The sequence below is a fragment of the Streptomyces sp. NPDC030798 genome (assembly GCF_055572275.1).
On sequence record NZ_JBVIDR010000016.1, the window covers coordinates 56,637 to 82,703 of the forward strand.

Below are 26,067 nucleotides of genomic sequence, written 5' to 3' on the forward strand. Positions count from 1 at the left end.
CCCCCTGGCTCACTTCACGACCGCGGCGGCGAGCTTGGACAGCGGCTCGGCGAGCGCGTTCACCGCGTCCGACAGCTCCTTGCGCTGGTCCTCACCGACCTTGTCGTAGGAGACGAAGTCGTAGGAGTCCTTGTCCGAGCGGTACTTGTCCAGCAGCGTGTTCAGCGCCGCGAACTGCTTGTCCAGCTCCTTGGCGAGCGCCGGGTCGTTCTTGCCGGCGACCGGCTTCAGCAGCTCGTAGGCCTTCTGCGCACCCTCGACGTTGCCCTTGAAGTCGACCAGGTCGGTGTGCGAGTAGTACTCCTCCTCGCCGGTGACCTTGCCCTGGGCGACCTCGTCCAGCAGCTCCTTGGCGCCGTTGGCCATGGAGGTCGGGGTGATCTCGGCCTTGCCGACCCGCTCCTTCCAGTCCTTCAGATCGGTGAGCAGCCGGTCGGCGAGGGTCTTCTCCTCGGCGCCGATCTTCTTGTCCTGCCACAGCGCCTGCTCGAGGCGGTGCCAGCCGGTCCACTTCTGGCCGGGCTCCAGGTCGGGCTTGCGGATGTCGACCTTGGGATCGATGTCGCCGAAGGACTCGGCGACCGGCTCGGTGCGCTCCCAGCCGAGGCGGGAGGGCGCGTAGGCCTTCTTGGCGGCGTCGACGTCACCGGCCTTGACGGCCTTCACGAACGTCTCGGCGAGCGGCAGCGTCCGGTCGGCCTGGTCCTGCGCGTACTGCCGGTACTCGGCGACGGCCTGGTCCAGCTTCGGGTCGCGCTCGGCGGTCGCGGCGCCGCCGGTCACGGTGAGCTTCTGCCGGACGCCGTGGCCCTTCATGCCGGGGCGGCAGGCGATCTCGTACGACCCGGCCTTCACCTCGGCGGTCAGCGTGTACTTGGTGCCCGGCCCGATGTTCTCCTTCTCGGAGACGATCCGGTCGTCCGGGAACAGGATCTCGACCTCGGTGGCCTTCGACCCCTTGTTCTCTATCTTCAGCGTGACCTGGCCGGCCGGCACCGACTTGGTGGAGGTCTCGCACTTGGCGTCGGCCGCGGTGACCTGGATGGCGTCGCCGTCCTTGGCATCGCTCTTGGCGGTGCAGGCCGAGAGGGCGGTCAGAGTCGCCGCGGTGGCGGCGGCGGTGACGGTCAGTCGGACGGCTCGCATGCAGGCTCCTGGCGGATCTGGTGTGGTGAGGCTGTCCTAACTTACCTGAGGCTTACCTCACCTCCACCCGTCGGGTCGTGATTCGTCTCGCACGGAAAGATCACAGGCACGGCTTGATCTCGACGGCTCAAAACAGAGGTCAATAAACGGCAAAGCGCCGGTCAAGTGGTGGGAGGGTGTCCGTATGGGAAGCGCACACCGAGAACCGCTCGGCCCCGACCGCCTGGTGCTCGATCTCCGCGACCGGCCCGGCCCGCCGCCCCTGCGCTTCGAGACCGCGGACGGCGGCCGGCTGCTGCTGCGGCAGGGCGAACGCCCCCTGCTGCTCGGCCGGACGGAGGGCGGCCCCTGCTGCCACGACCTGCGCCTGCACCGCCTCGACGGCTACCGCTCCCCCCTCCCGCCCCTCCGCGCCGCCCAGGCCCGGTCGGCCGGCAACCGCGTCCACGCGTACGCCCGTCACCTGGCGGAGGCGGACGGAACTCCGCTCGGCGAGGGCCGCTGGGAGCTCGCCCTGCGCACCACCGTCCCGCCCTACATCTGGACCTCCGACTTCCTCCGCACCTGGCCCGGCGGCAGCCTGGAGCTGTACTGCGGCGGCTGGAGCGGCGTCCTGCCCCTGCGGCGGCTCTCCCCGCCGGACGCCGGACGGGTCAAGGCCCACCGCAGACGCGTCCGCGAGGGCACGGCCGCCCCGGTGCTGCTGTGGTGGGTCACCTTCCTCGACGGCTTCCTCCTGCTCGACGGCCACGACCGGGCCGTGGCCGCGCTGGCGGAGGGGCGGACACCGCAGTGCGTGGTCCTGACCCGGCTGCCCGACACCGACCGGCAGGGGGACGGGGCCGAGGAGATCGCAAAGGCGCACGCGTACCACCTGCGGCGGCTCGACGCCCGCCCGCCCGGACCGGACGTCGAGCGTCAACGCGCGGCCCTGGAACGGTCCTACGGCGACGCCCTCGCCGAACTGCCGTACGCCTCCATGCCCACCGGCACCCGGCCCCTGCCCGGCGGCGCTCCCGCCTGGGACCGGCTCGCCCGGGGCACGGTGTTTCAATGTGCCGGTGACTGACTACGACGTACTCCGCGTCTTCTGCGGCCCCAACGGCGGCTACGGCAACGAACTCGGCGTCGTCCGCGACGGTTCGGTCCTGCCCGGGCGCGGCGAGCGCCAGGAACTGGCCGCCAAGCTCGGCTTCAGCGAGACCGTGTTCGTGGACGACCCCGAGCGCGGAGTGATCGACATCTACACCCCCACCCTGCGCCTGCCCTTCGCCGGGCACCCCTGCGTCGGCACGGCCTGGCTGCTGGACGTGCCCGAACTGGTCACACCCGCGGGGGTCGTCGGGGCCCGCCTCGACGGCGAGTTCAGCTGGATCGAGGCCCGAGCGGAGTGGGCCCCGCCGCGCACCCTGCGCCAGTACGGCAGCGCCGCCGAGGTCGACGCCCTCACCGTGCCGCCACCCGGGGAGTGGATCTACGCCTGGGCCTGGGAGGACGAGGCGGCCGGGCGGGTGCGGGCCCGCGCCTTCCCGGGCAGGGACGACGGCATCGAAGAGGACGAGGCCACCGGAGCGGCGGCCCTCCTCCTCACCGACCGACTTGGCCGCGCCCTGAACATCACCCAGGGCCGGGGCTCCCAGATCCTCACCGCACCCCAGCCGCACGGCTGGGTCGAGGTCGGCGGCCGGGTGTTCCTGGAGCGCTAGGACGCCCGGAATGCCGCGTCAGGGCAGGGTCAGGATCTCGGCGCCCGTCTCCGTCACCACCAGCGTGTGCTCGAACTGGGCCGTCCGCTTGCGGTCCCTGGTCACGACCGTCCAGCCGTCGTCCCACATGTCGTACTCGTGCGTGCCCAGCGTCAGCATCGGCTCGATGGTGAAGGTCATGCCGGGCCGCATGACGGTCGTGGCGTGCGGGCTGTCGTAGTGCGGGATGATCAGGCCCGAGTGGAACGACGAGTTGATCCCGTGCCCGGTGAAGTCCCGCACGACCCCGTACCCGAACCGCTTGGCGTAGGACTCGATGACCCGGCCGATGACGTTGATCTGCCGGCCGGGCCTGACCGCCTTGATCGCCCGGTTCAGGGACTCCCGGGTCCGCTCCACCAGCAGCCGCGACTCCTCGTCCACGTCACCGACCAGGTAGGTCGCGTTGTTGTCGCCGTGCACCCCGCCGATGTACGCCGTCACGTCCAGGTTGACGATGTCGCCGTCCCTCAGCACCGTCGAGTCCGGGATGCCGTGGCAGATCACCTCGTTGACGCTCGTGCACAGCGACTTGGGGAAGCCGCGGTAGCCGAGCGTGGACGGGTAGGCGCCGTGGTCGCACATGTACTCGTGGGCGACCTTGTCCAACTGGTCCGTGGTGACGCCGGGGGCGATGAGCTTCGCCGCCTCCTCCATGGCCTGCGCGGCGATGCGCCCGGCGATCCGCATCGCCTCGATGGTCTCGGCGGTCTGCACCTCCGGACCGGTGTACGGCGCCGGCGCGGGCTTGCCCACGTACTCGGGGCGACGGATGTTTCCGGGAACCGAACGGGTGGGGGACAGCTCCCCTGGTACGAGCAGCGACTGGCCAGACATGCCAGCGAGTCTAACCAGCGGGCATGGGGGAACATGTCCGTGGCGAGAGGAGCTGTTCATGGCCCTGTTCAAGAAGCGTACGGCCGGGAAGCCGGGTGAGTGGTTCTACTGCCTGGAGCACAAGAAGGTCGAGGAAGGACCCGAGTGCCCGGCCAAGGACCGGTTCGGGCCGTATGCCTCGCGGGAGGAGGCGCGGGCGGCGATGGAGACCGCCCGCGAGCGCAACCTCCAGTGGGAGAACGACCCCAAGTGGCACGACGCCCCCGCCGGCGGGAACACGGCCGCCGACGAGGACTGATCACACCTGCGTGGGCGCGGCGGCCGCGCGCTGTTCGCGCAGCCGCACCGCGTGCTCGTTGGTCCGGGCGTCGTACGTCATCAGCCCCGGCAGGCAGGCCGCCAGCAGCCCCATCGCGCCCACGCAGAGCAGCCCGCCCGACCACACCGACGCCCGGACACCCGCCCACGCGGCCACCGAGCCGGAGCGCACCTGGCCGAGCTGCGGGCCCACCGAGTACGACAGCAGCTCGATCCCGGCGAGCCGGCCGCGCAGCTCGTCCGGGATCGTCTGGTTCCACATCGCGCCCCGGAACACCCCGCTGACCATGTCGCAGCCGCCCGCGACCGTCAGGAGCAGCAGCACCAGCCACACGTTGCCGACCACCCCGGCGCCCGCCACCGCCAGCCCCCACAGCGCGGCCGACAGCACCACCATGCGCCCGTGCCGGTGCACCCGGGACGTCCAGCCGCTGGTCAGACTCACCAGCAGCGCGCCCAGCGGCACGCTCGCGTACATCAGGCCCAGCGACCAGTCGGCGTGCAGCTCGTCAGCGAGGAACGGCAGCAGGGCGAGGGGCATGGCCAGGAACATCGCCGCGAGGTCCACGGCGTAGGTGCCGAGCAGCTCCTTGCGGCTCCAGGCGTAGCGGGCGCCCTCCGCGACGGCCCGCAGGTCCGGCTTCGCGGCCGCGTGGGAGGCGGGGGAGGGCGCGATGCCGGCCATGTACACCAGCGACACCGCGAAGGTCAGCAGGTCGGCGCCGTAGGCCCAGCCGAGGCCCGCGTAGGCGACGACCACCCCCGCGACCGCGGGGCCCGCGACGCCGCCGACCGTCCAGCGCAGAGAGTTGAGCGAGGCAGCGGCCGGGAGGTGGTCGTGGGCGACGATCCGGGGAAGCAGCGAGTCCAGGGCGGGGCGCTGCACCGAGACCAGGGCGGAGGACAGGGCGGCGACCAGGTAGAGTGGCCAGACGGCGGGGTGCGGCAGCAGCGCGTTGACCAGCAGGGCCGCGCTGAGCAGGCCCTGGCCGGCCTCCGTCCGGACGATCAGCCGCCGCTTGTCCAGGGCGTCGGCGAGAGCGCCGCCGTACAGGCCGAGGACGAGCAGCGGCAGGAGTTCCACGGCGCCGATCGCGCCGACGGCCGCCGCCGAGCCGGTGAGGTCCTTCAGCTGGACCGGGAGGGCCACGAAGGTCAGGAAGCTGCCGAAGTTGCTGATCAGGCCTGAGGCCCAGAGTCTGCGGAAGTCGGCGGAGGCCTTCCAGGGGGCGAGGTCGGGGAGCAGGGCTGAGGGCACGGGGGCATGCTGCGCCCGAGGGGGGTGCGGGGCAACTGCTTTTCCGAGCGCCTCACCGAGGTGCCGAGCGCCTCAACCGAGATGCCGGGAACCTCACCACGGTGCGGCCGGCGGTGCCGTGATGATCTCCGCCAGCCTCGACAGACGGTCCCGGAACCCCCGCCGCACCCGGGCAGAGGCCGCGCCCCCGTTCTCGCCCGCCGCCGCGCTGACCAGGTGCTGCACGCTGTCCAGATCCAGCTCCGCCCCCTCGGGCACGGCCAGCGTCTCGTGGGCCATGGCGGACAGCTCGCCCCCGGCCGCCCCCAGCGCCAGCACCGTCACCCCGGCCCGCCGCGCCGCGTGCACCCCCTCCAGCAGCTCCGCCGGCTCCTCGGGCGCGACGACCAGGAGGGTCTCGCCCCGCCGCGCCTCCTCGATCCGGCCGGGACCGACCGCCAGATGCGCGGGGTCGGAGGGGCGCGCGTGGTGGCGGACGAGCGTGGGCGCCAGCTCGGGCGTGCCCGACCAGGCCGCCTCGTCCACCAGGTGGGCCGCCAGGTGCCACGGCTCGTACGCGGGCGTGCCCACCAGCAGCAGCCCGCCCCCGTGCGCCACCACCGACCCGCGCAGCACCCCGGCGAACCGCCGCGTGGCCCCCAACCACTCGGTCCCGGCGAGCACTTCGCGCAGCAACGCGACCCGTACGGCGTCCATGCGGCCGCATCCTGCCGCACCGGGACACGACTGCGGCGTGGTTCGGCCCGAATTCGCCCGACCCGGGGACACGCGCCCCCGTGCCGCGGCCGGTGCCGTCGCCGCCGAGGCCGGGGACACGGACGTAGAGTCGGGCCCATGACCTCTACCGACAGCGCACAGACCCCCGCCAAGGCCCCCGTGAAGGACCCCTGGGACCTGCCCGACGTCTCCGGGCTGGTCGTCGGCGTGCTCGGCGGCACGGGCCCGCAGGGCAAGGGCCTCGCCTACCGGCTCGCCCGGGCCGGCCAGAAGGTGATCATCGGCTCGCGGGCCGCCGAACGGGCCCGGGCCGCCGCCCAGGAACTGGGGTACGGCGTCGAGGGCGCCGACAACGCCGAGACCGCGCGCCGCAGCGACCTCGTGATCGTCGCCGTACCGTGGGAGGGCCACGGCAAGACCCTCGAGTCGCTGCGCGAGGAGCTGGCCGGCAAGATCGTCGTGGACTGCGTCAACCCCCTCGGCTTCGACAAGAAGGGCGCCTACGCCCTCGAGCCCGAGGAGGGCAGCGCCGCCCAGCAGGCCGCCGCCCTGCTGCCGGACTCCCGGGTCACCGCCGCCTTCCACCATCTGTCGGCCGTGCTGCTGCAGGACCCGGAGATCGAGGAGATCGACACCGACGTCATGGTGCTCGGCGAGGAGCGCGCCGACGTGGAGATCGTGCAGGCGCTGGCCGGGCGCATCCCGGGCATGCGCGGCGTCTTCGCCGGGCGGCTGCGCAACGCCCACCAGGTGGAGTCCCTGGTCGCGAACCTGATCTCGGTCAACCGCCGGTACAAGGCGCACGCCGGGCTCCGGATCACCGACGTCTGAGGCGCGGCGGACGATGGGGGACACTGGTCGCGTAGCAGTGTCCCCCGCAAGGAGCCGACCCCCATGCCCCGTATCGCCCTCTACACCCTGACCGTCTGCCTGCTCGCGGTGGCCGCCGCGGTCGTGTCGTTCACCCGGGGCAGCTGGCTGGGCATCGTCTGGGTGCTGCTGGCGGGCCTGTCGTCCAACATGACCTGGTACTACATCAAGCGGGGCCGGGCCGGCTACGCCCAGAAGCGGTAGAGGGTCCAGCCGGCCGAGACGTCGAAGTCATCGACCCCCAGGGCCCGCAGGATCGCATGGATGGCGTCGAAGAAGACGCCGTTGACCGCCGGCAGCCACAGCAGCGCGAACACGAACAGCAGGCCGAACGGCGCGAACGGCTCCACCTGGCGCTTGACGCCGGGCGACAGCCACGGCTCGATCACCCCGTACCCGTCCAGGCCCGGGACCGGCAGGAAGTTCAGGATCGCGGCCGTCACCTGCAGCAGCGCGAGGAAGGCGAGCGCGTACCGGAAGCCGGCCGGCACGCCGTCCAGGGCGTGCAGCCAGAACGGCGCGGTGCACACCGCCGCGAACAGCACGTTCGTCAGCGGGCCCGCCGCCGAGATCAGGCTGTGCCGCCAGCGCCCCCGGATGCGGCCGCGCTCGATGAACACCGCGCCGCCCGGCAGCCCGATCCCGCCCATGATCACGAACACCACGGGGAGCACGATGCTCAGCAGCGCGTGCGTGTACTTCAGCGGGTTCAGCGTGAGGTAGCCCTTGGCGCCGACCGAGATGTCCCCGCTGTGCAGGGCGGTGCGCGCGTGCGCGTACTCGTGCAGGCACAGGGAGACCACCCAGGCCGCCGTCACGAACAGGAACACCGCGAGCCCCGGCTGCTCGGCGAACCCTGTCCAGGTGGCCCACCCGGTCACCGCCGTGACGGCCAGGATCCCGAGGAAGACGGGACTGACCCGGCGTTCGCCGGGGCGGGTGGTGACTGAGGTCATCGGCAGACTCCTGAGGCGGGGCGGGCAAAGCAGGTACGGACGGGGGGCGGCGCCGGGGCGACACGGGGAAAACGTCTCGCGGTCGCCCGGTGGTTCCGCAAGGGTGGGGGCATGGCGCTGATGAAGGTGTTCTACGAAGACTGGCAGATGGAGTGCTGCGGCCGTCGGTTCGGGGTGGGACAGGAGGTCGACTGGCGGCTCGTCGCCGTCGACGGCGAGCGGACGGACGAATTCCACGGCGCCGAGGCATGGGTGGAGAACCACGGCGGGCCCAGGCACCCGACCAGCGGCCGGGTCCGCGCCATCGAGCTGGTGCACCAGGAGTACACCGTCCGCCCGGACCCGGGCACTCCCGAGCGCCTCGAGCCGGCGCCCGGCGAGACAGTGCTCCGCGCCGGCGGTGCCGTCTTCGAACCCGTGCCGGGCACGCTGACCCTCGAACCCGTCGACACCTGCCCCAAGTGGTTCGGCCAGCGGGAGACGGGCCGCCACCGCGTCCGCCGCGCCCTCGGCGCGCTCGTCACCCTGCAGGTGCCGCCGGGCGCCACGCCGTCGCAACCCGGTGACCGCCACTGACCGCTCCGGAGAGAATGGACCCCGTGCGTTATCGCCTGCTCGGCCCCACCCAGGCACTCCGCTCCGACGGCACGCCCGTCCCGGTCGGCGGAGCGCGGCTGCGTGCGCTGCTGAGCGTGCTCGCCCTGAGGGCCGGCCGGACCGTGCCGGCCGGCCTGCTGGTGGAGGAGGTGTGGGGCGCCGATCCGCCCGCCGACGCCCCGGGTGCCCTGCAGGCGCTGGTCGGGCGGCTGCGCCGGGCGCTCGGCGCGGACGCCGTCGCCTCGGTGGACGGCGGCTACCGGCTCGCCGTCGCGCCCGACGACGTCGACCTGCACCGGTTCGAACGCCTGACCGGCGAGGGGCAGCGGGCCCTGGCCGACGGCGACCCCGAGAAGGCGGCCACCGTCCTCGACGACGCCCTCGCGCTCTGGCACGGCCCCGCCCTCGCCGACCTGCCCGACCGCGCCGCCGAGGCCGCCCGCTGCGCCGCCCGCCGCCTGGACGCCCTGCGCGCCCGCCACGGCGCCGCCCTCGCCCTCGGCCACGCCGAGCAGTCCCTGCCCGAGCTGACCGCCCTGTGCGACACCCACCCCCTGGACGAACCCCTCCAGGCCCTGCGGCTGCGCGCCCTGCGCGACGCGGGCCGCGCGGCACAGGCGCTGGCCGCCTACGAGGACGTACGGCACCTGCTCGCGGAGCGGCTCGGTTGCGACCCCGGACCCGAACTGCGCTCCCTGCACGCCGAGTTGCTGACCGAGGCGGCCCCGGACCCGGTGGCGGCCCCGGAGCCGGTGGCTGTCCCGGCGTTCGGCAACCTGCCGGCCCGGCTCACCTCCTTCGTCGGCCGGGAGGCCGACATCGCCGACATCCGGGACGACCTCGCCGCCGCCCGGCTGGTCACGCTGCTCGGACCCGGCGGCGCCGGCAAGACCCGGCTGTCGCAGGAGGCCGCCGACACCGTGCGGGACGTCGCCCGGGACGGGGTGTGGCTGGCCGAGCTGGCGCCCGTGGCCGACCCCGAGGCCGTACCGGAGGCCGTCCTCACCGCCATCGGCGCCCGCGAGACCGTGCTGCACGGCGCCGGCGCCGAGGGCATGCGGGCCGTCGCCGAACGGCACGACGACCCCGTCGAGCGGCTCGTCGAGCACTGCGCCCGGCGCCGCATGCTGATCGTCCTGGACAACTGCGAGCACGTCGTCGAGGCGGCGGCCCGCCTGGTGGAGCGGCTGCTGGCGCGCTGCCCGGAACTGACCGTGCTGGCCACCAGCCGCGAACCGCTCGGCATACCGGGGGAGTTGGTGCGCCCCGTGGAGCCGCTGCCCGAGCCGGTCGCGCTGCGGCTGCTCGCCGAGCGCGGCGCGGCCGCCCGGCCCGGCTTCCGCACCGCCGACGACCCGGAGGCCTGCGCCGAGATCTGCCGGCGGCTCGACGGCCTGCCCCTCGCCATCGAACTCGCCGCCGCCCGGCTGCGGATGCTCACCCCCCGCCAGATCGTCGACCGGCTCGACGACCGCTTCCGGCTGCTCACCTCCGGCAGCCGCACCGTCCTGCCCCGCCAGCAGACCCTGCGGGCCGTGGTCGACTGGTCCTGGGACCTGCTCGACGACGGCGAACGCGAGCTGCTGCGCCGGCTGTCCGTCTTCGCCGGCGGCTGCGACCTCGCCGCCGCCGAGGCCGTGTGCGGTCCCGACGCCTTCGACGCCCTCGGCTCCCTGGTCGACAAGTCGCTGGTCGTCGCCGCCCCGGGGCCCGACGGCGCGATGCGCTACCGGCTGCTGGAGACCGTCGCCGAGTACGCCGGCGAACGGCTCGACGAGTCGGGCCGCCGCGAGGAGGCCGAGCGCGCCCATCTGCGGTACTTCCGCGAACTGGCCCGCACCACCGACCCGTTGCTGCGCGGCCCCGGTCAGCGCATGGCCGTCGAGCGGCTCCAGCTCGAGTACGAGAACCTGCGCACCGCGCTGCGCCGCGCCATCGCCCTGCGGGACGAGCAGGAGGCCCTCTGCCTCGTCCTCTCCCTGGGCTGGTACTGGCAGATGCGCGACCTGCGCATCGAGGCCCGCAACCTGTGCCGCGAGGTCATGGCGCTCGGACCCGACCCGTTCGCCGAACCCGTCCGCCGCGCCACCCCGGTGTGGGAGCGCTGCACCGACGCCCCGCCCCCGTACACCGGCGAACCGCTCGACGAGGCCCGGCGCGGCCTGCACCTGATCCACCTCGCCTGCATGGACACCGAACTGGACGCCTGGCAGACCCCCGAGGCCCAGGCCAAGCTGCGCGCCATCACCCGGGTGTACGAACCCGGCATGCCGCAGACCTGCCGCCCGCCCGGCATACTCTGGTTCTTCGCCGTGCTGCTGACCGGCGGCGTCGACCGGCTGCGCGACATCCTCGAGGCCTGCGTCCGCACCTGCCGGGAGACCCCCGGCTTCGAGTGGGAGCTCGCCGACACGCTGCAGATGCGCGCCAACATCCTCGCCAACCGCACCGAGTGGGCGGGCGACGCCACCCGCGACGCCGACGAGTCCCTGGAGATATTCGTGCGCCTCGAGGACGCCTGGGGCGCCGCCGAGGCCCTCTCCGCGCGCGGTGAGTCCCACGAACGCAAGGGCCAGTACGCGGCGGCCGCCGCCGACTACCAGGCAGCCATCGAGCACGCCGACCGGCTCGGCGCCCGCGGCCAGATGGCGGTGCTCGGCGTCCGGCTGGCCGCCGTGCTGCTGGAGACGGGCGAGCCGGAGCGCGGCGAGCGCATGCTGCGCGAGATCATCGCCCACCACGGCGGCAGCACCAGCGAGGCGATGCCCATGGCTCGTCTCTTCCTGTCCGGCTGGCTCTCCCTGACCGGCCGCCTGACCGAGGCACGCGACCAGCTCCGCGCGCTCCGCGAGGACTTCAGGATCGCGCACTTCGTCGTCTTCGACGCCTTCATCCTCGGCCAGGAGGCCTGGGTGGACGCCCTCGACGGCCGTGCCGACGCCTCCCTGGACCGGGTCCGCAAGGCGCTGGCGCGCGCCGCCGACCCGCTGTCCCAGGCCATCGCCCCACACTTGTCCGCGCTGTACCTGACCGTCGCCGCGACCGCCCTCGCCATGGTCGACGACGGCACCCGCGCCCACGCGGCCGCCCGCTGCCTGGGCGCCGCCGACGCCCTGCTGCCCGCCGGCCACGTTCCGGCGATCATCGAGCGCGCGGTGCGCGCACGCGGCGAGGCGGCCGTCCGGGAGGTACTGGACGACGCGGTGTACGAGGCCGCGTACGCCGAGGGCGGTGGCCTCTCCCTCGCGGAGGCCACCGCCCTGGTGTGAGGGCCGCACCCGTCAGGTCTTGGTGCGGAACTTGTGGATCGCGACCGGCGCCATCACCGCGGTGAGGCCCACCGACCAGATCAGCGTCACCCACAGGTCGTGCGCCACCGGGCCGCCCTCCATCAGACCCCGCGCGGTGTCCGCCAGCGCGGACAGCGGGTTGTAGTCGGTGAAGTTCTGCAGCCAGCCCGGCATCGACGCGGTCGGCGCGAAGATCGAGGAGCCGAACTGCAGCGGCATCAGCACCAGGAACCCCATGGCCTGCACGGACTGCGCGTTCTTCATCATCACGCCGAGCGTCAGGAACACCCACATCAGCGCCGAGCCGAACACCGCGGACAGGCCCACGGAGGCGAGCAGACCGGCCCAGTGGTGGATGTCGTAGCCCACGAGGACGGCGACCACCATGAGCACCGCGGTCGCGAACAGCATCCGCATCAGCTCCACCGCGATCTTCGCGAAGAGCACCGAGCCGCGGCCGATCGGCAGGGAGCGGAAGCGGTCCATCACACCGGAGTTGAAGTCCTGGTTGAAGCCGGTGCCGACCCCCTGGGCCATGTTCATGCCCATCATGGCCATCAGACCGGGCACGACGTACTGGACGTACTGGTCCTGGCCGCCCCCCATCGACTTGCCGATCGAGCCGCCGAAGACGTACACGAACAGCAGGGTGAAGATCACCGGGAACAGGATGGCGTCGAACATCGACTCCGGGTCCTGCCGGATCCACAGCAGGTTGCGGCGGATGAGCGCGCCGGTGTGGCGCAGATGGGCGCGCAGGGGGATGGGCGTGTCCGTCTTGCCGGCGGACGGGGAGAGGGTGGCGGCGCTCATGCGGCGACCTCCTGGCGGGTGTCGGCGGGCGTGGCGTCCTGCGGGGCACTGGCGCGGTGGCCGGTCAGGGACAGGAACACCTCGTCCAGGCTGGGCAGTTCGGTGGTGATGGAGGAGATCGTGATGCCGCGCGCGGTGACCGCGCCGACCACGGCGGTCAGCTGTTCGTCGCTGAGGACCGGCACCAGCAGGGTCCCGCTCTCGGGATCCACGGTGGTGGTGGCCAGCCCGGTGATGCCCAGCTCGTCGAGCATCCCGGCGAGCGGGCGCAGCTCCAGCGGATCGGCCGGCCGCACGCACAGGGTGCGCCCGCCGACCTTGGCCTTCAGCTCCTCGATGCCGCCGTTCGCGATGACCTTCCCGCGGTCCACGACGGTCAGCTCCGAGGCGAGCTGCTCGGCCTCCTCCATGTACTGCGTGGTCAGCAGGACGGTGACCCCGTCGCCGACCATCGCCTTCACCTCGTCCCACACCTCGTTGCGGGTGCGGGGGTCCAGTCCGGTGGTCGGCTCGTCCAGGTAGAGCACCGCGGGCCGCCCGATCATGGACGCCGCCAGGTCCAGCCGGCGCCGCATCCCGCCGGAGTACGTGCTCACGGGCCGCCTGGCCGCCTCCGTCAGCGAGAACCGCTCCAGCAGCTCGTCGGCACGGGCGCGGGCGTCCCTGCGGGACAGGTCCAGCAGCCGTCCGATCAGGTACAGGTTCTCCCAGCCGGGCAGCTTCTCGTCCACCGAGGCGTACTGCCCGGTGAGCCCGATCACCCGGCGCAGCTGCCGGGGCTGCCCCACGACGTCGTAGCCGGCGACGGTCGCCCGGCCCGCGTCGGGCGTCAGCAGTGTGGACAGGATCCGCACCAGGGTGGTCTTCCCGGCGCCGTTCGGCCCGAGCACCCCCATCACGGTGCCCTCCCGCACGTCCAGGTCCACCCCGTCCAGCGCCTTGGTCTCGCCGTAGTGCTTGACCAGTCCCCGCACGGTCACGGCGTGGCTCGCGCCGGGCGGGTTGTCATCGATTCGCGTCATGCGGAAGAGGTTGTCAGGGGCCACCGACAAACCACCGACAGCCACCTACAGAACGCCGACAGACTGTGCAGGGCAGGGCCGGAGCCGCAGGGACATCGGCCCCCGCAAAGGGGCAGCCCCGTCGACGGGGGAAGATCAACGGGGCTGCCAGGTGTTGCCGCAGTGGCTCAGTGCACGGAGTGCTCCTCCAGCGGGAACGCCCCGGAGACGACATCCTCCGCGAACGCCTTCACCGCGCCCCCCATCACCTCACGGAGATCCGCGTACTTCTTGACGAACTTCGGCACCCGCCCGGACGTCAGCCCCAGCATGTCGGTCCACACCAACACCTGCGCGTCCGTCTCGGGGCCGGCCCCGATCCCCACGGTGGGAATGTGCAGCACCCGCGTCACCTCGGCCGCCAGCTCCGCGGGAACCAGCTCCAGCACCACCGCGAACGCCCCCGCGTCCTGCACCGCCTTCGCGTCGCGCAGCAGCTGCTGCGCCGCCTCCTCGCCGCGCCCCTGCACGCGGTAGCCCATCGCGTTGACGGACTGCGGGGTCAGCCCGATGTGGGCCATGACCGGGATGCCGGACTCCACCAGCAGCCGGATCTGCTCGTGCGACCGCTCGCCGCCCTCCAGCTTGACCGCGCCGACCCCGGCCTCCTTCACCAGCCGGGTCGCCGAGCGCAGCGCCTGCACCGGGCCCTCCTGGTAGGAGCCGAAGGGCAGGTCGCCGACGATGAGGGAGCGGGTCGTGCCCCGTACGACGGCCGCCGACAGCATGGTCATCTCGTCGAGGGTGACGGGCACGGTGGTGTCGTACCCGAGGTGACAGTTGCCCGCCGAGTCGCCGACGAGGATCACCGGGATGCCGGCCTCGTCGAAGACGGACGCGGTCATCGCGTCGTAGGCGGTCAGCATGGGCCACTTCTCGCCCCGCTCCTTGGCGAGCGCGATGTCGCGGACGGTGATGCGGCGCGTGCCCTTGCCCCCGTACAGCGCCTTGCTGCCGTCGGAGGGCTTCGTCTGGGCAGCCGGAAGCTGCGTCATTGCAACGGCTCCTTACGTCATCTCGAGGCGCCCTGACGGCGTCCCCGGACCGCCTCCATGGTGGCACCTCGTGCCAGTGAGGGCCAGGGGACCCGCATGTGATCCCTGCGGCCCCCGCGCGCCAGGCCCGGCGGGTAAGGGCTGGGTAAAGGAATTCAGATACGAGACGGTGCCGTATTGAAATGATCGTAGGCTCGAACACATGACAACTTCCGTCCCTGCCTCCCGGATACCGGAAGCGGTGCACCGCCGCCGCTGGGCGATCCTCGGCGTGCTGATGCTGAGCCTGCTCATCGTGGTGCTCGACAACTCCATCCTGAACGTCGCCATCAAGACCATCTCCACGCCGGCGCCCACCGGCCTCGGCGCCACCCAGAGCCAGATCGAGTGGGCGATCAACGCCTACACCCTCGTCTTCGCCGGTCTGCTGTTCACCGCCGGCCTCATCGGCGACCGCCTCGGCCGCAAGAAGGTGCTGCTCGGCGGCCTGGTCGTGTTCGGCGTCGGCTCGGCCCTGGCCGCCGAGTCCGGCTCACCCGGCGAGCTGATCGCCTACCGCGCCGTGATGGCCCTCGGCGCCGCCTTCGTGATGCCCGCCACCCTCGCCGTGCTGATGAACGTCTTCGAGCGCGAGGAGCAGCCCAAGGCCATCGGTATCTGGGCCGGCGGCGTCGGCCTCGCCATCGCCATCGGCCCGATCACCGGCGGCGTGCTGCTGGACCACTTCTGGTGGGGCTCGGTCTTCCTCATCAACGTACCGATCGTGATCCTCGCGCTCGCCCTGATGGTGTGGCTGGTGCCCGACTCGCGCGACCCCGAGCCGGGCCGGCTCGACCCGATCGGCGTGGTGCTGTCCGTCGTCGGCCTCGTCCTGCTCGTCTACGGCATCATCAAGGGCGGTGAGCTGGCCGACTTCACCGACGCCAAGGTGCTCGCGACGATCGCCGCCGGCCTGGTGGTGCTCGCCGGGTTCGTCGTCTTCGAGAAGCGCAGCGACCACCCCTCGCTGGACGTCACCTACTTCAAGAACAAGGTGTTCTCCGCCGCCATGGCGGCCATCGCCCTGGTCTTCTTCGCGCTGATGGGCGTCACCTTCTTCTCCGTCTTCTACATCCAGAGCGTACGCGGCTACTCCCCGCTGCAGGCGGGTCTGCTGATGCTGCCGCTGGCCGTCGCGCAGATGGTCTTCGCGCCGCGCGCCCGGCTCGTCGTCGACCGGTTCGGCAACAAGGCCACGACCACCGCCGGCCTGGTGCTGATCGCCGCCACGCTGGCCACGTTCGCCACCTTCGAGGCCGACACGCCCCTGTGGGTGCTGGAGGTCGTCTTCTTCCTCATGGGCGCCGGCATGGCGCACATCATGACGCCGACCTCCGTCGTCATCATGCAGGCCCTGCCCCGCGAGAAGGCCGGCTCCGCCTCCGCGCTCAGCAACACCTTCCGGCAGGTCGGCGGCGCCCTCGGCATCGCCGTCCTCGGCTCGGTGCTCTCCACGGCGTACCGCAACGGCATCGAGGGCAAGCTCGGCCCGCTGCCGCCGGCCCTGCGCGACACCGCCGGCGAGTCCATCGAGGCCACCCTCGGCATCGCCCAGAAGCTCGGCCCGCAGGGCAAGGCCCTCGTCACCCCCGCCAACGACGCGTTCCTGCACGCCATGCACGTCACCGCCCTGTGCGGTACGGGCGTCGCGCTGATCGGCGCCGTGGTGGTGGCCCTCTTCCTGCCGGGCAGGCCGCCGGCCGGCCAGGAGGGCAAGAAGGAGCCGGAGTTGGTGGCGGCCGCGGACTGAACGACGGCCGCGGTTCCACGGGGGAAGGAGGCTGCTGCGGGACAATCCCCGCAGCACAGTGAAAGGACGGACGACGTGAGCCTTGCCGACAGCCGGTCCCGCCCGGCCGGACCCGTACGGGGCCGGCCGCGCAGCGAGACCGTGGAACGCGCCATCATCGAGGGCGTGATGAAGCTCCTGGAGGAGGGCGTACCCCTCGCCGAACTCTCCATCGAGCGGGTCGCACGCACGGCCGGAGTCGGCAAGGCCACGATCTACCGCCGCTGGAGCGGCAAGGAGGAACTGTTCGTCGACGTCGTACGCGCCGCCGAGCCCGCCGATCCCGAACTCCCCGGCACCTGCCTGCGCGACGACCTCGTCGTGCTGCTGGAGTCCCTGCGCCAACGCGGCCTGGCGAGCCGTTCGTCGGCGATCCTGCACAACGTCTACGCCCAGATGAAGAGCAGCCCCCGGATCTGGGCGGCCTACCACGCGAGCGTCATAGCGCCCCGGCGCGTCCTCGGCCTGAAGGTGCTGCGCCGCGCGCAGGAGAACGGCGAACTGCGCCCGGACATCGACCTCGAACTGGCCAACGACATCATCATCGGGCCCATGCTCGTCCGCTCCGTCATGCGCCCGGACGCCGAACTGCCCGAGGGTCTCGCGGAACAGATCGTCGACACGGTCCTGGAAGGCCTACGCCCCGTCAGCCCGGTGGCCCCGCAAGGCTGATGCACATCGCGTGCGCGGCGCCGATGTGCGCGTTTCGTCACAGAAACCGCCTGCCGAGGGGGCAACCGGAACCCCCTGCCCCGCCTCGTTCGTCCTCGTCTTCCGTACGGCCGTCATGGGACGGCGGGAACGAGCCGATCATCCCCTAGGGTCGGAAGGACACGGGGGGACGACGGTGCACGGCAGTCAGTGAGGCAGACGGTATGGCGCAGCAGGCGTACATGACGGAGACGGACAACGGCGGCTCGGAGCCCGAGCGACCGGGACCCCGGCTTCGGCGCCTGGCGGCCAGGTTCCTCGACGGCTGGCGCGGCGACCCGCGCATCTGGCGCCGGGGCATCGTCCTCGCCGTCCTCGCGCTGCTGCTCGCCCTGGTGATGCTGGTGCACTCGCACATCCCCAACCGGGTGGGCAACCTCGGCAGCCTCACGGAGACCTTCCTGCCCTGGCTGGGCCTGGCCGTCCCGGTGCTGCTGATTCTGGGCGTGGTCCGCCGGTCGGCGACCGCGCTCCTCGCCGTACTGCTGCCGGCGATCGTGTGGCTGAACCTCTTCGGCGGGCTGCTCGGCGACAAGGCGGCCGGCGGCGGCGACCTGATGGTGGCCACGCACAACGTCAACGCCGACAACCCCGACCCGGCCGCCACCGCCCGCGACGTCGCCTCCTCCGGCGCCCAGCTGCTCGCCCTGGAGGAACTGCCCGGGTCCGCCGTACCGGTGTACGAGAAGGCACTCGCGCCGACGTACCCGTACCACGCGGTGGCCGGCACCGTCGGGCTGTGGAGCAAGTATCCGATGAGCGACGTGCGGGCCGTCGACATCAAGCTCGGCTGGACGCGCGCGATGCGCGCCACCGTGGCGACCCCCGAGGGCCCCCTCGCGGTCTACGTCGCCCATCTCCCGTCGGTCCGCGTGAAGATGCAGGCCGGGTTCACCGCCCGCCAGCGCGACAAGAGCGCCGACGCGCTCGGCGAGGCCATCGCCGACGAGACGCTGAAGCGGGTCGTGCTGCTCGGCGACCTCAACGGCACGATGAACGACCGCTCCCTCAACGCCGTCACCTCCCAGATGCGCTCCACGCAGGGCGCGGCGGGCAGCGGCTTCGGCTTCAGCTGGCCGGCGTCGTTCCCGATGGCGCGGATCGACCAGATCATGGTCAAGGGCATCGAGCCGGAGAGCTCCTGGACCCTGCCGCGCACCGACAGCGACCACCTCCCGATCGCCGCCCGTGTGAACCTGGACACGTCCTCGTAACCGGCCGGAATACTGGCCCGGGGAGACTTTGTTCCGAAACTGAACATAAGATTGATCTGCACGGAACCCGCTCTCCCCGTTGAAAGGCACAGGCCCTTCATGCCCCTGGCCCTGCTCGCACTGGCCGTCGGCGCTTTCGGTATCGGTACGACCGAGTTCGTGATGATGGGGCTGCTCCCCGACGTCGCGAACGACCTCCACATCTCCCTGCCCGCCGCCGGCCACCTGGTCTCGGCGTACGCCCTGGGCGTCGTCATCGGCGCCCCGCTGCTGGCCGCCCTGACGGCCCGCATGTCCCGCCGGACGGTCCTCATCGCCCTGATGGCCCTGTTCGTCGCGGGCAACGCGCTCTCCGCCCTCGCCCCCGGCTACGACTCCCTGCTGGCCGCCCGCTTCCTCAGCGGCCTGCCGCACGGCGCCTTCTTCGGCGTGGGCGCCGTGGTCGCGACGACCGTGGTCGCGCCGGAGCGCAAGGCCCGCTCCGTCTCGCTGATGTTCCTCGGCCTGACCGTCGCCAACATCGCCGGCGTCCCCGCCGCCACCCTGATGGGCCAGCACCTCGGCTGGCGGGCGACGTTCCTGGGCGTGAGCACGATCGGCCTGGCGGCCATCGCGTCGCTGGCGGCGCTGATCCCGCACGACCACGCCCCCGCCCCGGCGACGGGCCTGCGCGGCGAACTGGCCGCCCTGCGCCCGCTACCGGTCTGGCTGGCCCTCGGTACGACGGTGGCGGGCTTCGGCGCCCTCTTCGCGGCGTACAGCTACGTCACCCCGATGCTGACGGACACGGCCGGCTTCGCGGAGACCGACGTGACGCTGCTGCTGGCCCTGTTCGGCGTCGGCGCCACCGCCGGCAACCTCCTGGGCGGCCGCCTGGCGGACCACTCCCTGCGCGGCACCCTCTTCGGCGGCCTGGCGTCGCTCGCGGCGGTGCTGCTCCTCTTCCCGCTCCTGATGCGCGCCGAGTGGAGCGCGGCCCTGGCGGTCTCCCTGCTCGGCATGGCGGCGTTCGTCACGGGCTCCCCACTCCAGCTGATGGTCATGGAGAAGGCGTCCGCCGCTCCCTCCCTGGCCTCCTCCGCCAACCAGGCGGCCTTCAACCTGGCGAACGCCGGCGGCGCCTGGATCGGCGGCCTGGCCCTCGCGGCCGGCTTCGGCACCACGTCACCGGCCCTGGCCGGCGCCGCCCTGGCGGTACTGGGCCTGGGCGTGGCGAGCGTGGCGTACGCGGTGGACCGACGCGGGGCCACCGGATCGGGCCGAGTGGTCGCGACCCACGTCCCGGAGAAGTCCGGCGCGCTGCACCACTGACCCGGCGCGCCGCCCCCAACGGGGCCGCGTCCGCGACGCTGGTCCGGGGGCGCGGCCGCACCACTCCGGACTGATGGAGGATGAGGCAGACGATTGGAGGATACGAGCCACCTCTCCTCCGCCCAAGCCGGCCCTTAGGTGGGGCAATCCGATGTGCTCCTTCTCGCCGCCGACACAAACCCTCCCATTGCCCTCGACGCCGCCGCGGGATACTCGACCGATGAAAAGCGGGCCCCGAGACCCATGACTGACAGGTGCGGCAAGTGAATGATCAGGCTGTGATCCTCAACGAGCTGGCCCAGGGCTTGCGTCCCATGTCCCAAGGGCTCGCATGGTTCGAGGGGCTGGCCGACGAGGAACAGTCCCTCGTGCTCCGGCATCTCTCCCAATACTGCGTCCAGGCACGTGCCACCAGCGAGGACGCCATGGAGGGCATCCGGCGGTCCGGTCTTCGGCAGACGCACACTCCGTCGGTACTGGTCACACGCGGACGCATCGACGAGCAGATGTGGAAGGTCGCCTGCTTGACGCCGCTCCATGAGCGAATCAAGGCATTCCGTTTGCTGGTCCGGATATTGGGGCTTGCGGACGCGCGGCGCCGAGAGCGCTTCTGCGCCGACGGGTGCAGTCATGAATGGCACCAGTTGGCAGGCTCTTGACCCTCACACCGTGTCAGGCAGTCAACTCGGAGACCTCATGTTCACCATCGGAGACTTCGCCCGGCACGGTCGCGTCTCGGTCCGGATGCTGCGTCACTACGACGCGACCGGACTGCTCCGCCCGGCCCACGTCGACCCCGCGACCGGCTACCGCCACTACACCGCCGCCCAACTCGCCCGCCTCAACCGGATCATCGCGCTCAAGGACCTCGGATTCACCCTCCAGCAGGTCCAGGACATCATCGACGAGAAGGTCGGCATCGAGGAACTGCGCGGCATGCTGCGGCTGCGGCAGGCCGAACTGGAGACCGCCATGGCTGCCGCAGGAGCACGGCTGGTCCAGGTCGAGGCCAGGCTCCGAGCGATCGAGAGCGAGGGGCACATGCCCACCGACGACGTCGTCATCAAGACCGTCCCCGCCACCCGGGTGGCAGAGCTGACCGCGACCGCGGCGAGCTTCGAGCCCGAGGACATCGGCCCGGTCATCGGCCCGCTGTACGACGAGCTGTTCCGGCGCCTGGCAGCGGCGGGCATCGCCCCCACGGGCCCCGGTGTCGCCTACTACGAGGACGCCCCCGAGGGCGGCGGCAGGATCAGCGTCCACGCCGCCGTGCAGGTCTCCGCCCCACTCCAGGACGGCGCCCTCCGCGTCCACGACCTGCCCTCCCTCGACCGGGCGGCGACCATCGTGCACCGGGGCCCTATGGACACCGTGGTCCCCACCGCCCAGACCCTGGCCCGCTGGATCGACGGCAACGGCTACCGCTCCAGCGGTTACCCGCGCGAGGTCAACCTGGAGTGCCCCGAGAACCGTGACGACTGGGTGACGGAACTGCAGGCACCGGTGACCTCGGCCTGAGCGGTGACCAAGCGGGGTGGCAGCAGCCGCGACTTCTCAACGGCGTTCTCGTCGGCGACGCTTGTCGCATGCTGCTGCCCCTGGCCCCTCTCGAGGCCGAACTGATCGAGGTCGTCCGCATCACCGAGCCCGCCAGGCATCTGATGTCGCCGGACCTGACGGGCGACACCGTCGCCGTCTGGGAGGGGGACCAAGTACAGCAGGCCCTGGCGTTGATCGCGGGCCTGCCGGGCAGCGAGCCGTACCGCTGCTTCCTTCCCGGCTGGGGCGTCCGCGTCCACACCTGCGCCGATCAGCTCTTCGAGATGGCGTTCTGTTTCCGGTGCCACGGCGCCCGTATCTGGGGACCGAACGTCCCCGCCGAGCAGCGGAACCAGACGTTCGACCCCGAGAGTCCTGCCGCCCGCGAGTTGCTGCACCGCTTCCGCTCCTGCCTCCCCGCGGCCGGCCACCGGCCGGGCGCCGCCGACGTCCGGCCGTAGACGGCAGGCCCCGCTCCCGGCTCCGCCATTCGGCCGTGCCGCCTCGCGCGCACTGCCGGACCGCTGTGTCGTGGACACGGACGCCGACGGACGGAGTACGCCCATGCCCCTCATACGCGGACGCACAGCCGGCCACCGACGCCGCGGAGCCATGGCCGTCCTGCTCGCGCTCGTGACCTGTTCGGACGTACTGATCGGGCAGGAGGCGGCCGAGGCCGGCGGTGTGCCGGCGCCGCCGGTGCTGGACTGGAGCCCCTGTGTGCAGGGCAGCGCGTTCGACTGCGCGACCGCGAAGGTGCCGCTGGACTACGACCACCCCGACCGCCGAACCGTCGAACTGGCGGTCGTCCGGCGGAAGGCGACCGACCCCGGCCGCCGCATCGGCACCCTGTTCTTCAACCCCGGCGGCCCCGGCGGGCCCGGAACCGTACAGATGCCCCAAAACTACGCGGCGTTCCCGCGCGAGGTGCGGGAGCGGTTCGACATCGTCAGCTGGGACCCCCGCGGGATCGGCAGCAGTACGGCGGTGAACTGCTTCGCCGGTCCCCGGGAAGCCGCCGACTGGAGCGCGCGCAAGGCGGCGGGCTTCCCGGTGGGCGAGAAGGAGCGGTCCGCGTTCATCGCCGCGTACCGGGACCTGGGTCGGCGCTGCGAGCGGCGCGACCCGGAGCTCCTGCGTCACGTCTCGACCACCGACACCGCCCGTGACCTCGACCAACTCCGCCGTGCGGTGGGGGAGTCGCAGCTCACCTACCTGGGGATCTCCTACGGCACGATCCTGGGCGCCACCTACGCCGGCCTCTTCCCCGGCAAGGTCCGCGCCATGGTCCTCGACAGCAACGTCGACCCGGAGGTCTGGACGAACCACGCGTCCGACAACGCCCGCCTGACCACCTTCCTGCGGATGGGCTCGGACCGCGGCGCGGCGGCGACGCTGGACGAGTTCCTCACCCTGTGCGGATCTGCGACCACCACCCGCTGCCCCTTCTCGGCCGGCGGCCCGCAAGCGACCCGGGCCAAGTTCGAGAAGCTGATGCAGCGGATCCGCGAGCACCCCGTGGGCACCTGGACCTACGCCCGCACGGTCGCAGACGTGGTGAACAGCCTCTACATCGTCCACCCCGGATGGACCGACCTGGCCCGCCGACTGCAGGACCTGTGGCAGGGCCGCGTCGCCGAGCCGTCCCCGCCGCCACCCCCACCGGCGGTCCCGCATCCGCAGCCGTACCTGGGCGAGGAGCAGGCAGCAGCGGTCTTCTGCGGCGACAGCCCCAACCCGCGCGACCCCGGTGTCTACCACGCCCTGGAGGAGGCAAGCGCCGCACGCACGGGCGACGTCGGACGCTTCTGGACCTGGGCGGCCGCGGGCTGCGCCACCTGGCCGGCGGTCGCCGCCGACCGCTACCGCGGCCCGTGGAACAAGCCGACGGCCCACCCCGTCCTGGTGGTCGGCACCACCTACGACCCCGCCACCCCCTACGCAGGCTCCCAGGCCATGGCCAGGCAACTGGCCAACGCCCGCCTGCTCACGAACAACGGCTACGGCCACACCGCGCTGCTCAACCCCAGCAGCTGCGTCCAGGCCCACGAGAGCGCCTACCTCACCACCGGCACCCTGCCCCCGCCCGGAACGACCTGCCGTCAGGACACACCCCCCTTCCCGGTCCCCGCCCCCAAGCCGATCGGCGGCATGGCCACCGGGGGCGGCGGGCTGGACGGGATCCGGAGACCGGCCGCAGATACGACGACCGCCGGGCGGCCGACTCCCGGTCCGGTTCCCAAAAGCCGGTGAACGAAGATCGTTCGAACGGCAGACTGGCCACATGACCGCACCGGACCCCAAGGCCGACCTCCGCTCCTCCCTGCAGTCCGCCCGCGACGCCCTGCTGTGGAAGCTCGACGGACTCGCGGAGTACGACGTCCGCCGCCCGCTGACGCCGACCGGCACCAACCTCCTGGGCCTGGTCAAGCACGTGGCCGGCGTGGAGCTTGGCTACCTCGGCGACACCTTCGGACGACCGTCCGGCGAGCCGCTGCCCTGGCTCGACGAGGGCGCCGAGACCAACGCGGACATGTGGGCCACGGCCGACGAATCGCGCGAGTACATCGTGGACCTCTACCGCCGGGCCTGGGCACACGCGGACGCGACGATCGACGCACTGGCGCTGGACACCATCGGCAACGTTCCGTGGTGGCCCAAGGACAGGGACGAAGTGACCCTGCACCACGCGGTGGTCCGCGTGATCGCCGACACCCACCGCCACGCCGGCCACGCCGACATCGTCCGCGAACTCATCGACGGCGCCGTCGGAATGAACAAGTCGAACACCAGCGTGCCGCCGGGCGACCCGACCTGGTGGCAGGACCACCGCAACCGCCTGCAGCACGTGGCCGAGCAGGCAGCCCGTACGTCATAGCCGAGAACCGGAGAGAGGCCGGGCGACGATGCAAGCGTCAGAGGTTCCGCGCGCGGTGACCGCGGCCCTGTCGACGGCCTCGTCACTCGGCCTGAGAGCCGACTCCGCGACCGTCCTCCACAACTCGAACAAGATCACTCTGCGTCTGCTGCCGGGCGACGTCCTGGCCCGGGTGGCCCCGGTAGCGCACCACGTCGCACACGTCGAAGTCGACCTCGCCCAGCGGCTCATCGCATCCGGGTGCCCCGTGGCTGCTCTCGACCCTCGAGTGGAGCCACGCGTCCATGAGCGCGACGGCTTCGTGGTCACGCTGTGGACCTACTACGAACCTGCACCACATCAAGAACTCTCACCAGCCGACTACGCCAACGTGCTCGAACGGCTGCATGCCGGCATGCGCGAGCTGGATGTCGCGGCGCCGCACTTCACGGACCGAGTCGAGCAGGCGCAAGACCTCCTGGCGAACCACGACCGCACCCCGGCGATCGCCGACACGGACCGGGAACTGCTCGCCGACACGCTACGAAGCCTGCGCCGGACGATCGGCGAGCGCGGCGGCGCCGAGCAACTGCTGCACGGCGAGCCCCACCCGGGCAACGTCCTCACCACGAGGAACGGGCTGCTGTTCATCGACCTCGAGACGTGTTGCCGTGGGCCCGTCGAATTCGACCTCGCCCATGCACCCGAGGAAGTCAGCGAGCACTATCGGGGTGCCGACCAGGACCTACTGCGCGAGTGCCGGCTCCTCGTGCTCGCGATGATCACAACCTGGCGCTGGGACCGAACCGACCAGCTCCCGAACGGCCGCCGCCTGGGCACGCAGTGGCTCAGCCAGATCTGGGCAGCACGCGATCGCAACGGCGTGGACACCCGGGGCTGACCACGGGCCGACCAAAATCACCGAGGTGCGGTCGGCAAGCCTTCAGTCTCCCTGACCTGCGGTCCGATCTACTGGCGACACCTCACATGAGGTCCGAACACAGACGAGGGCGCGGATGCCGGGCGGCCCCGTCGGCTCGAGCACAGCGGCTCGGGCGCGACGGGGCCTGAGAGGGTGACGGCGGTCCTGCCGACGGTCGTCAGCGAGGCTTCACCTGCCGGTCCCCCCGCCATGTTTCCGACGTCAGTGAGGCCAGCCCGCCATTGGCCAGTCCCTTGTAGGTGACCGTACGGGCCGGGCCCAGCTCACGGGCGAGTCGTACCGAAAGATGCCTTCCCTCCCGGAAGAGGCGTTGCCACTCGTCGGCGTACCTGTCTTCATCCTGATACGGAAGGTCCAGTTCCAACGTCTCGTCGATCTGCCGAACCCACGTCTTGAAGGCAGCGACCAGATCGTCGGGAAGGTGCAGGCCGGCGGACGGGTCGTCGGGCGAGAAATAGCCGAACCCCTCGGCACGCATGGGGTCCATCCCTGCCTCGCCCTCCACCGTGATGTCGAGCGGGTGCGGGGGAGTGCCATGGGCGTCGGCCGTCCAGTGGAACCGGTCGCAACCCCAGCACACGAACTTCTCGTCCTGGTGCTGTTCGTCCCAGTAACGCACCACCCACCGGGGGCCGAGAAACCTCGCCACCCTCCGCGAGATCTGCAGCCCGTGCTTGACGTGCCTGCGCAATGCCGGCCGGGACGCCGGCCCGCGATCCGGCAGCGACCGTGCCCACTCGGTCAGTTCGCGCGCCAAGTCGGCGGGCAGCTCCAACACGGGGTCGTCGACGGCCGTCTCGAGGGTGAAGTCCTCGCTGCGGGCGCCCATTCCGGCGCAGGTCCGGTACAGGGGGGACTGGCCGGCTACCGCCCGGATGAGGAGGTGTTCAGGGATTCCGCCAGCCATGCGACGTTCGCTCCGATGACATATCCGTCCTTGCCGACACTGATGGCCACACGGCGCACCTTGTTGTTGTACACCGTCTCGAAGATCGGCCTGCCGGTTCCGCTGCCCTGATAACCGACGATCTCGGCGTCCTCCAGTGCCTTGAGCGGAGCCG

Annotated in this window: 26 protein-coding genes; 17 read left to right on the top strand and 9 right to left on the bottom strand. The window is 72.0% G+C overall.

Annotation, left to right across the window (positions count from 1 at the left end):
* Positions 1-9: 9 nt before the first annotated feature.
* Complete coding sequence (gene efeO / locus ACZ404_RS30765) at positions 10-1,146, bottom strand: iron uptake system protein EfeO (protein WP_468445531.1); 1,137 nt, start codon at positions 1,144-1,146, stop codon at positions 10-12.
* A 184-nt stretch (positions 1,147-1,330) separates the two neighbouring features.
* Between efeO and ACZ404_RS30770 the strand changes: the two genes are divergently transcribed.
* Positions 1,331-2,215 (top strand): hypothetical protein, encoded by an 885-nt coding sequence (locus tag ACZ404_RS30770; RefSeq protein ID WP_468445533.1) that lies wholly within the window; start codon positions 1,331-1,333, stop codon positions 2,213-2,215.
* On the top strand, positions 2,208-2,852 hold the full coding sequence (locus tag ACZ404_RS30775) for a PhzF family phenazine biosynthesis protein (protein ID WP_468445535.1): 645 nt from the start codon (positions 2,208-2,210) through the stop codon (positions 2,850-2,852). Before ACZ404_RS30770 ends, ACZ404_RS30775 begins: the two co-directional genes overlap by 8 nt.
* Positions 2,853-2,870: 18 nt before the next feature.
* On the opposite strand, the gene map is transcribed toward ACZ404_RS30775, so the two are convergent.
* Positions 2,871-3,728 carry a type I methionyl aminopeptidase gene (map, locus tag ACZ404_RS30780; protein WP_468445537.1) on the bottom strand — a complete coding sequence of 286 codons (858 nt, stop codon included), beginning with the start codon at positions 3,726-3,728 and terminating at the stop codon, positions 2,871-2,873.
* Positions 3,729-3,786: 58 nt separating this feature from the next.
* Between map and ACZ404_RS30785 the strand changes: the two genes are divergently transcribed.
* Complete coding sequence (locus tag ACZ404_RS30785) at positions 3,787-4,026, top strand: hypothetical protein (RefSeq protein WP_468445539.1); 240 nt, start codon at positions 3,787-3,789, stop codon at positions 4,024-4,026.
* Here the strand turns inward: ACZ404_RS30785 and ACZ404_RS30790 are convergent, their stop codons facing one another.
* Both ACZ404_RS30790 and ACZ404_RS30795 read right to left on the bottom strand, forming a co-directional pair.
* Positions 4,027-5,304: an MFS transporter gene (locus tag ACZ404_RS30790; RefSeq protein WP_468445541.1), complete on the bottom strand. Its 1,278-nt coding sequence runs from the start codon at positions 5,302-5,304 to the stop codon at positions 4,027-4,029.
* Positions 5,305-5,397: 93 nt separating this feature from the next.
* Positions 5,398-6,000, bottom strand: a complete 603-nt coding sequence (locus ACZ404_RS30795) for a hypothetical protein (protein WP_468445543.1) — start codon at positions 5,998-6,000, stop codon at positions 5,398-5,400.
* 138 nt (positions 6,001-6,138) lie between these two features.
* Here ACZ404_RS30795 and npdG point away from each other — a divergent pair, with 138 nt between their 5' ends.
* Complete coding sequence (gene npdG, locus ACZ404_RS30800) at positions 6,139-6,852, top strand: NADPH-dependent F420 reductase (protein WP_468445545.1); 714 nt, start codon at positions 6,139-6,141, stop codon at positions 6,850-6,852.
* Between the two features lie 63 nt (positions 6,853-6,915).
* On the top strand, positions 6,916-7,095 hold the full coding sequence (locus tag ACZ404_RS30805) for a hypothetical protein (RefSeq protein WP_468445547.1): 180 nt from the start codon (positions 6,916-6,918) through the stop codon (positions 7,093-7,095).
* On the opposite strand, the gene ACZ404_RS30810 is transcribed toward ACZ404_RS30805, so the two are convergent.
* Entirely contained in the window at positions 7,077-7,847 is a 771-nt protein-coding gene (locus ACZ404_RS30810) for a site-2 protease family protein (protein ID WP_468445549.1), read from the bottom strand. The two genes, ACZ404_RS30805 and ACZ404_RS30810, sit on opposite strands and share 19 nt — an antisense overlap.
* 111 nt (positions 7,848-7,958) lie before the next feature.
* Here ACZ404_RS30810 and ACZ404_RS30815 point away from each other — a divergent pair, with 111 nt between their 5' ends.
* Complete coding sequence (locus ACZ404_RS30815; RefSeq protein WP_468445551.1) at positions 7,959-8,423, top strand: DUF6578 domain-containing protein; 465 nt, start codon at positions 7,959-7,961, stop codon at positions 8,421-8,423.
* A gap of 14 nt (positions 8,424-8,437) precedes the next feature.
* Positions 8,438-11,713, top strand: a complete 3,276-nt coding sequence (locus ACZ404_RS30820; protein ID WP_468445553.1) for an AfsR/SARP family transcriptional regulator — start codon at positions 8,438-8,440, stop codon at positions 11,711-11,713.
* A 12-nt stretch (positions 11,714-11,725) separates the two neighbouring features.
* On the opposite strand, the gene ACZ404_RS30825 is transcribed toward ACZ404_RS30820, so the two are convergent.
* From ACZ404_RS30825 to panB, 3 genes are all read right to left on the bottom strand, one after another.
* Complete coding sequence (locus ACZ404_RS30825; protein ID WP_468445555.1) at positions 11,726-12,547, bottom strand: ABC transporter permease; 822 nt, start codon at positions 12,545-12,547, stop codon at positions 11,726-11,728.
* Positions 12,544-13,569, bottom strand: coding sequence for an ATP-binding cassette domain-containing protein (locus ACZ404_RS30830; RefSeq protein ID WP_468445557.1), 1,026 nt, complete (start codon positions 13,567-13,569; stop codon positions 12,544-12,546). Before ACZ404_RS30830 ends, ACZ404_RS30825 begins: the two co-directional genes overlap by 4 nt.
* 167 nt (positions 13,570-13,736) lie before the next feature.
* The gene (gene panB, locus ACZ404_RS30835; RefSeq protein ID WP_468445559.1) at positions 13,737-14,603 is read right to left on the bottom strand and encodes a 3-methyl-2-oxobutanoate hydroxymethyltransferase; all 867 of its coding nucleotides are present in this window, start codon (positions 14,601-14,603) and stop codon (positions 13,737-13,739) included.
* A gap of 202 nt (positions 14,604-14,805) precedes the next feature.
* On the opposite strand from panB, the gene ACZ404_RS30840 reads away from it, so the two are divergent.
* From ACZ404_RS30840 to ACZ404_RS30885, 10 genes are all read left to right on the top strand, one after another.
* A complete protein-coding gene (locus tag ACZ404_RS30840) occupies positions 14,806-16,392 on the top strand; it encodes an MFS transporter (RefSeq protein WP_468445561.1) in 1,587 nt (528 codons plus the stop codon).
* 75 nt (positions 16,393-16,467) lie between these two features.
* On the top strand, positions 16,468-17,103 hold the full coding sequence (locus ACZ404_RS30845; protein WP_468445563.1) for a TetR/AcrR family transcriptional regulator: 636 nt from the start codon (positions 16,468-16,470) through the stop codon (positions 17,101-17,103).
* Between the two features lie 203 nt (positions 17,104-17,306).
* Complete coding sequence (locus tag ACZ404_RS30850; RefSeq protein WP_468445565.1) at positions 17,307-18,356, top strand: endonuclease/exonuclease/phosphatase family protein; 1,050 nt, start codon at positions 17,307-17,309, stop codon at positions 18,354-18,356.
* Positions 18,357-18,455: 99 nt separating this feature from the next.
* Positions 18,456-19,667 (top strand): MFS transporter, encoded by a 1,212-nt coding sequence (locus ACZ404_RS30855; RefSeq protein ID WP_468445567.1) that lies wholly within the window; start codon positions 18,456-18,458, stop codon positions 19,665-19,667.
* A gap of 278 nt (positions 19,668-19,945) precedes the next feature.
* On the top strand, positions 19,946-20,326 hold the full coding sequence (locus ACZ404_RS30860; protein WP_468445569.1) for a DUF5958 family protein: 381 nt from the start codon (positions 19,946-19,948) through the stop codon (positions 20,324-20,326).
* Positions 20,327-20,363: 37 nt separating this feature from the next.
* The gene (locus ACZ404_RS30865) at positions 20,364-21,185 is read left to right on the top strand and encodes a MerR family transcriptional regulator (protein ID WP_468445571.1); all 822 of its coding nucleotides are present in this window, start codon (positions 20,364-20,366) and stop codon (positions 21,183-21,185) included.
* Between the two features lie 68 nt (positions 21,186-21,253).
* Positions 21,254-21,667 carry a hypothetical protein gene (locus ACZ404_RS30870; protein ID WP_468445573.1) on the top strand — a complete coding sequence of 138 codons (414 nt, stop codon included), beginning with the start codon at positions 21,254-21,256 and terminating at the stop codon, positions 21,665-21,667.
* Between the two features lie 151 nt (positions 21,668-21,818).
* Positions 21,819-23,459, top strand: a complete 1,641-nt coding sequence (locus ACZ404_RS30875) for an alpha/beta hydrolase (protein ID WP_468445575.1) — start codon at positions 21,819-21,821, stop codon at positions 23,457-23,459.
* Positions 23,460-23,490: 31 nt separating this feature from the next.
* Positions 23,491-24,084 (top strand): DinB family protein, encoded by a 594-nt coding sequence (locus ACZ404_RS30880; RefSeq protein WP_468445577.1) that lies wholly within the window; start codon positions 23,491-23,493, stop codon positions 24,082-24,084.
* Between the two features lie 28 nt (positions 24,085-24,112).
* Positions 24,113-24,964, top strand: a complete 852-nt coding sequence (locus tag ACZ404_RS30885; RefSeq protein ID WP_468445579.1) for a phosphotransferase enzyme family protein — start codon at positions 24,113-24,115, stop codon at positions 24,962-24,964.
* A gap of 199 nt (positions 24,965-25,163) precedes the next feature.
* Here ACZ404_RS30885 and ACZ404_RS30890 read toward each other — a convergent pair whose 3' ends face one another.
* Positions 25,164-25,913 (bottom strand): hypothetical protein, encoded by a 750-nt coding sequence (locus ACZ404_RS30890; protein WP_468445581.1) that lies wholly within the window; start codon positions 25,911-25,913, stop codon positions 25,164-25,166.
* Between the last annotated feature and the right edge of the window lie 154 nt (positions 25,914-26,067).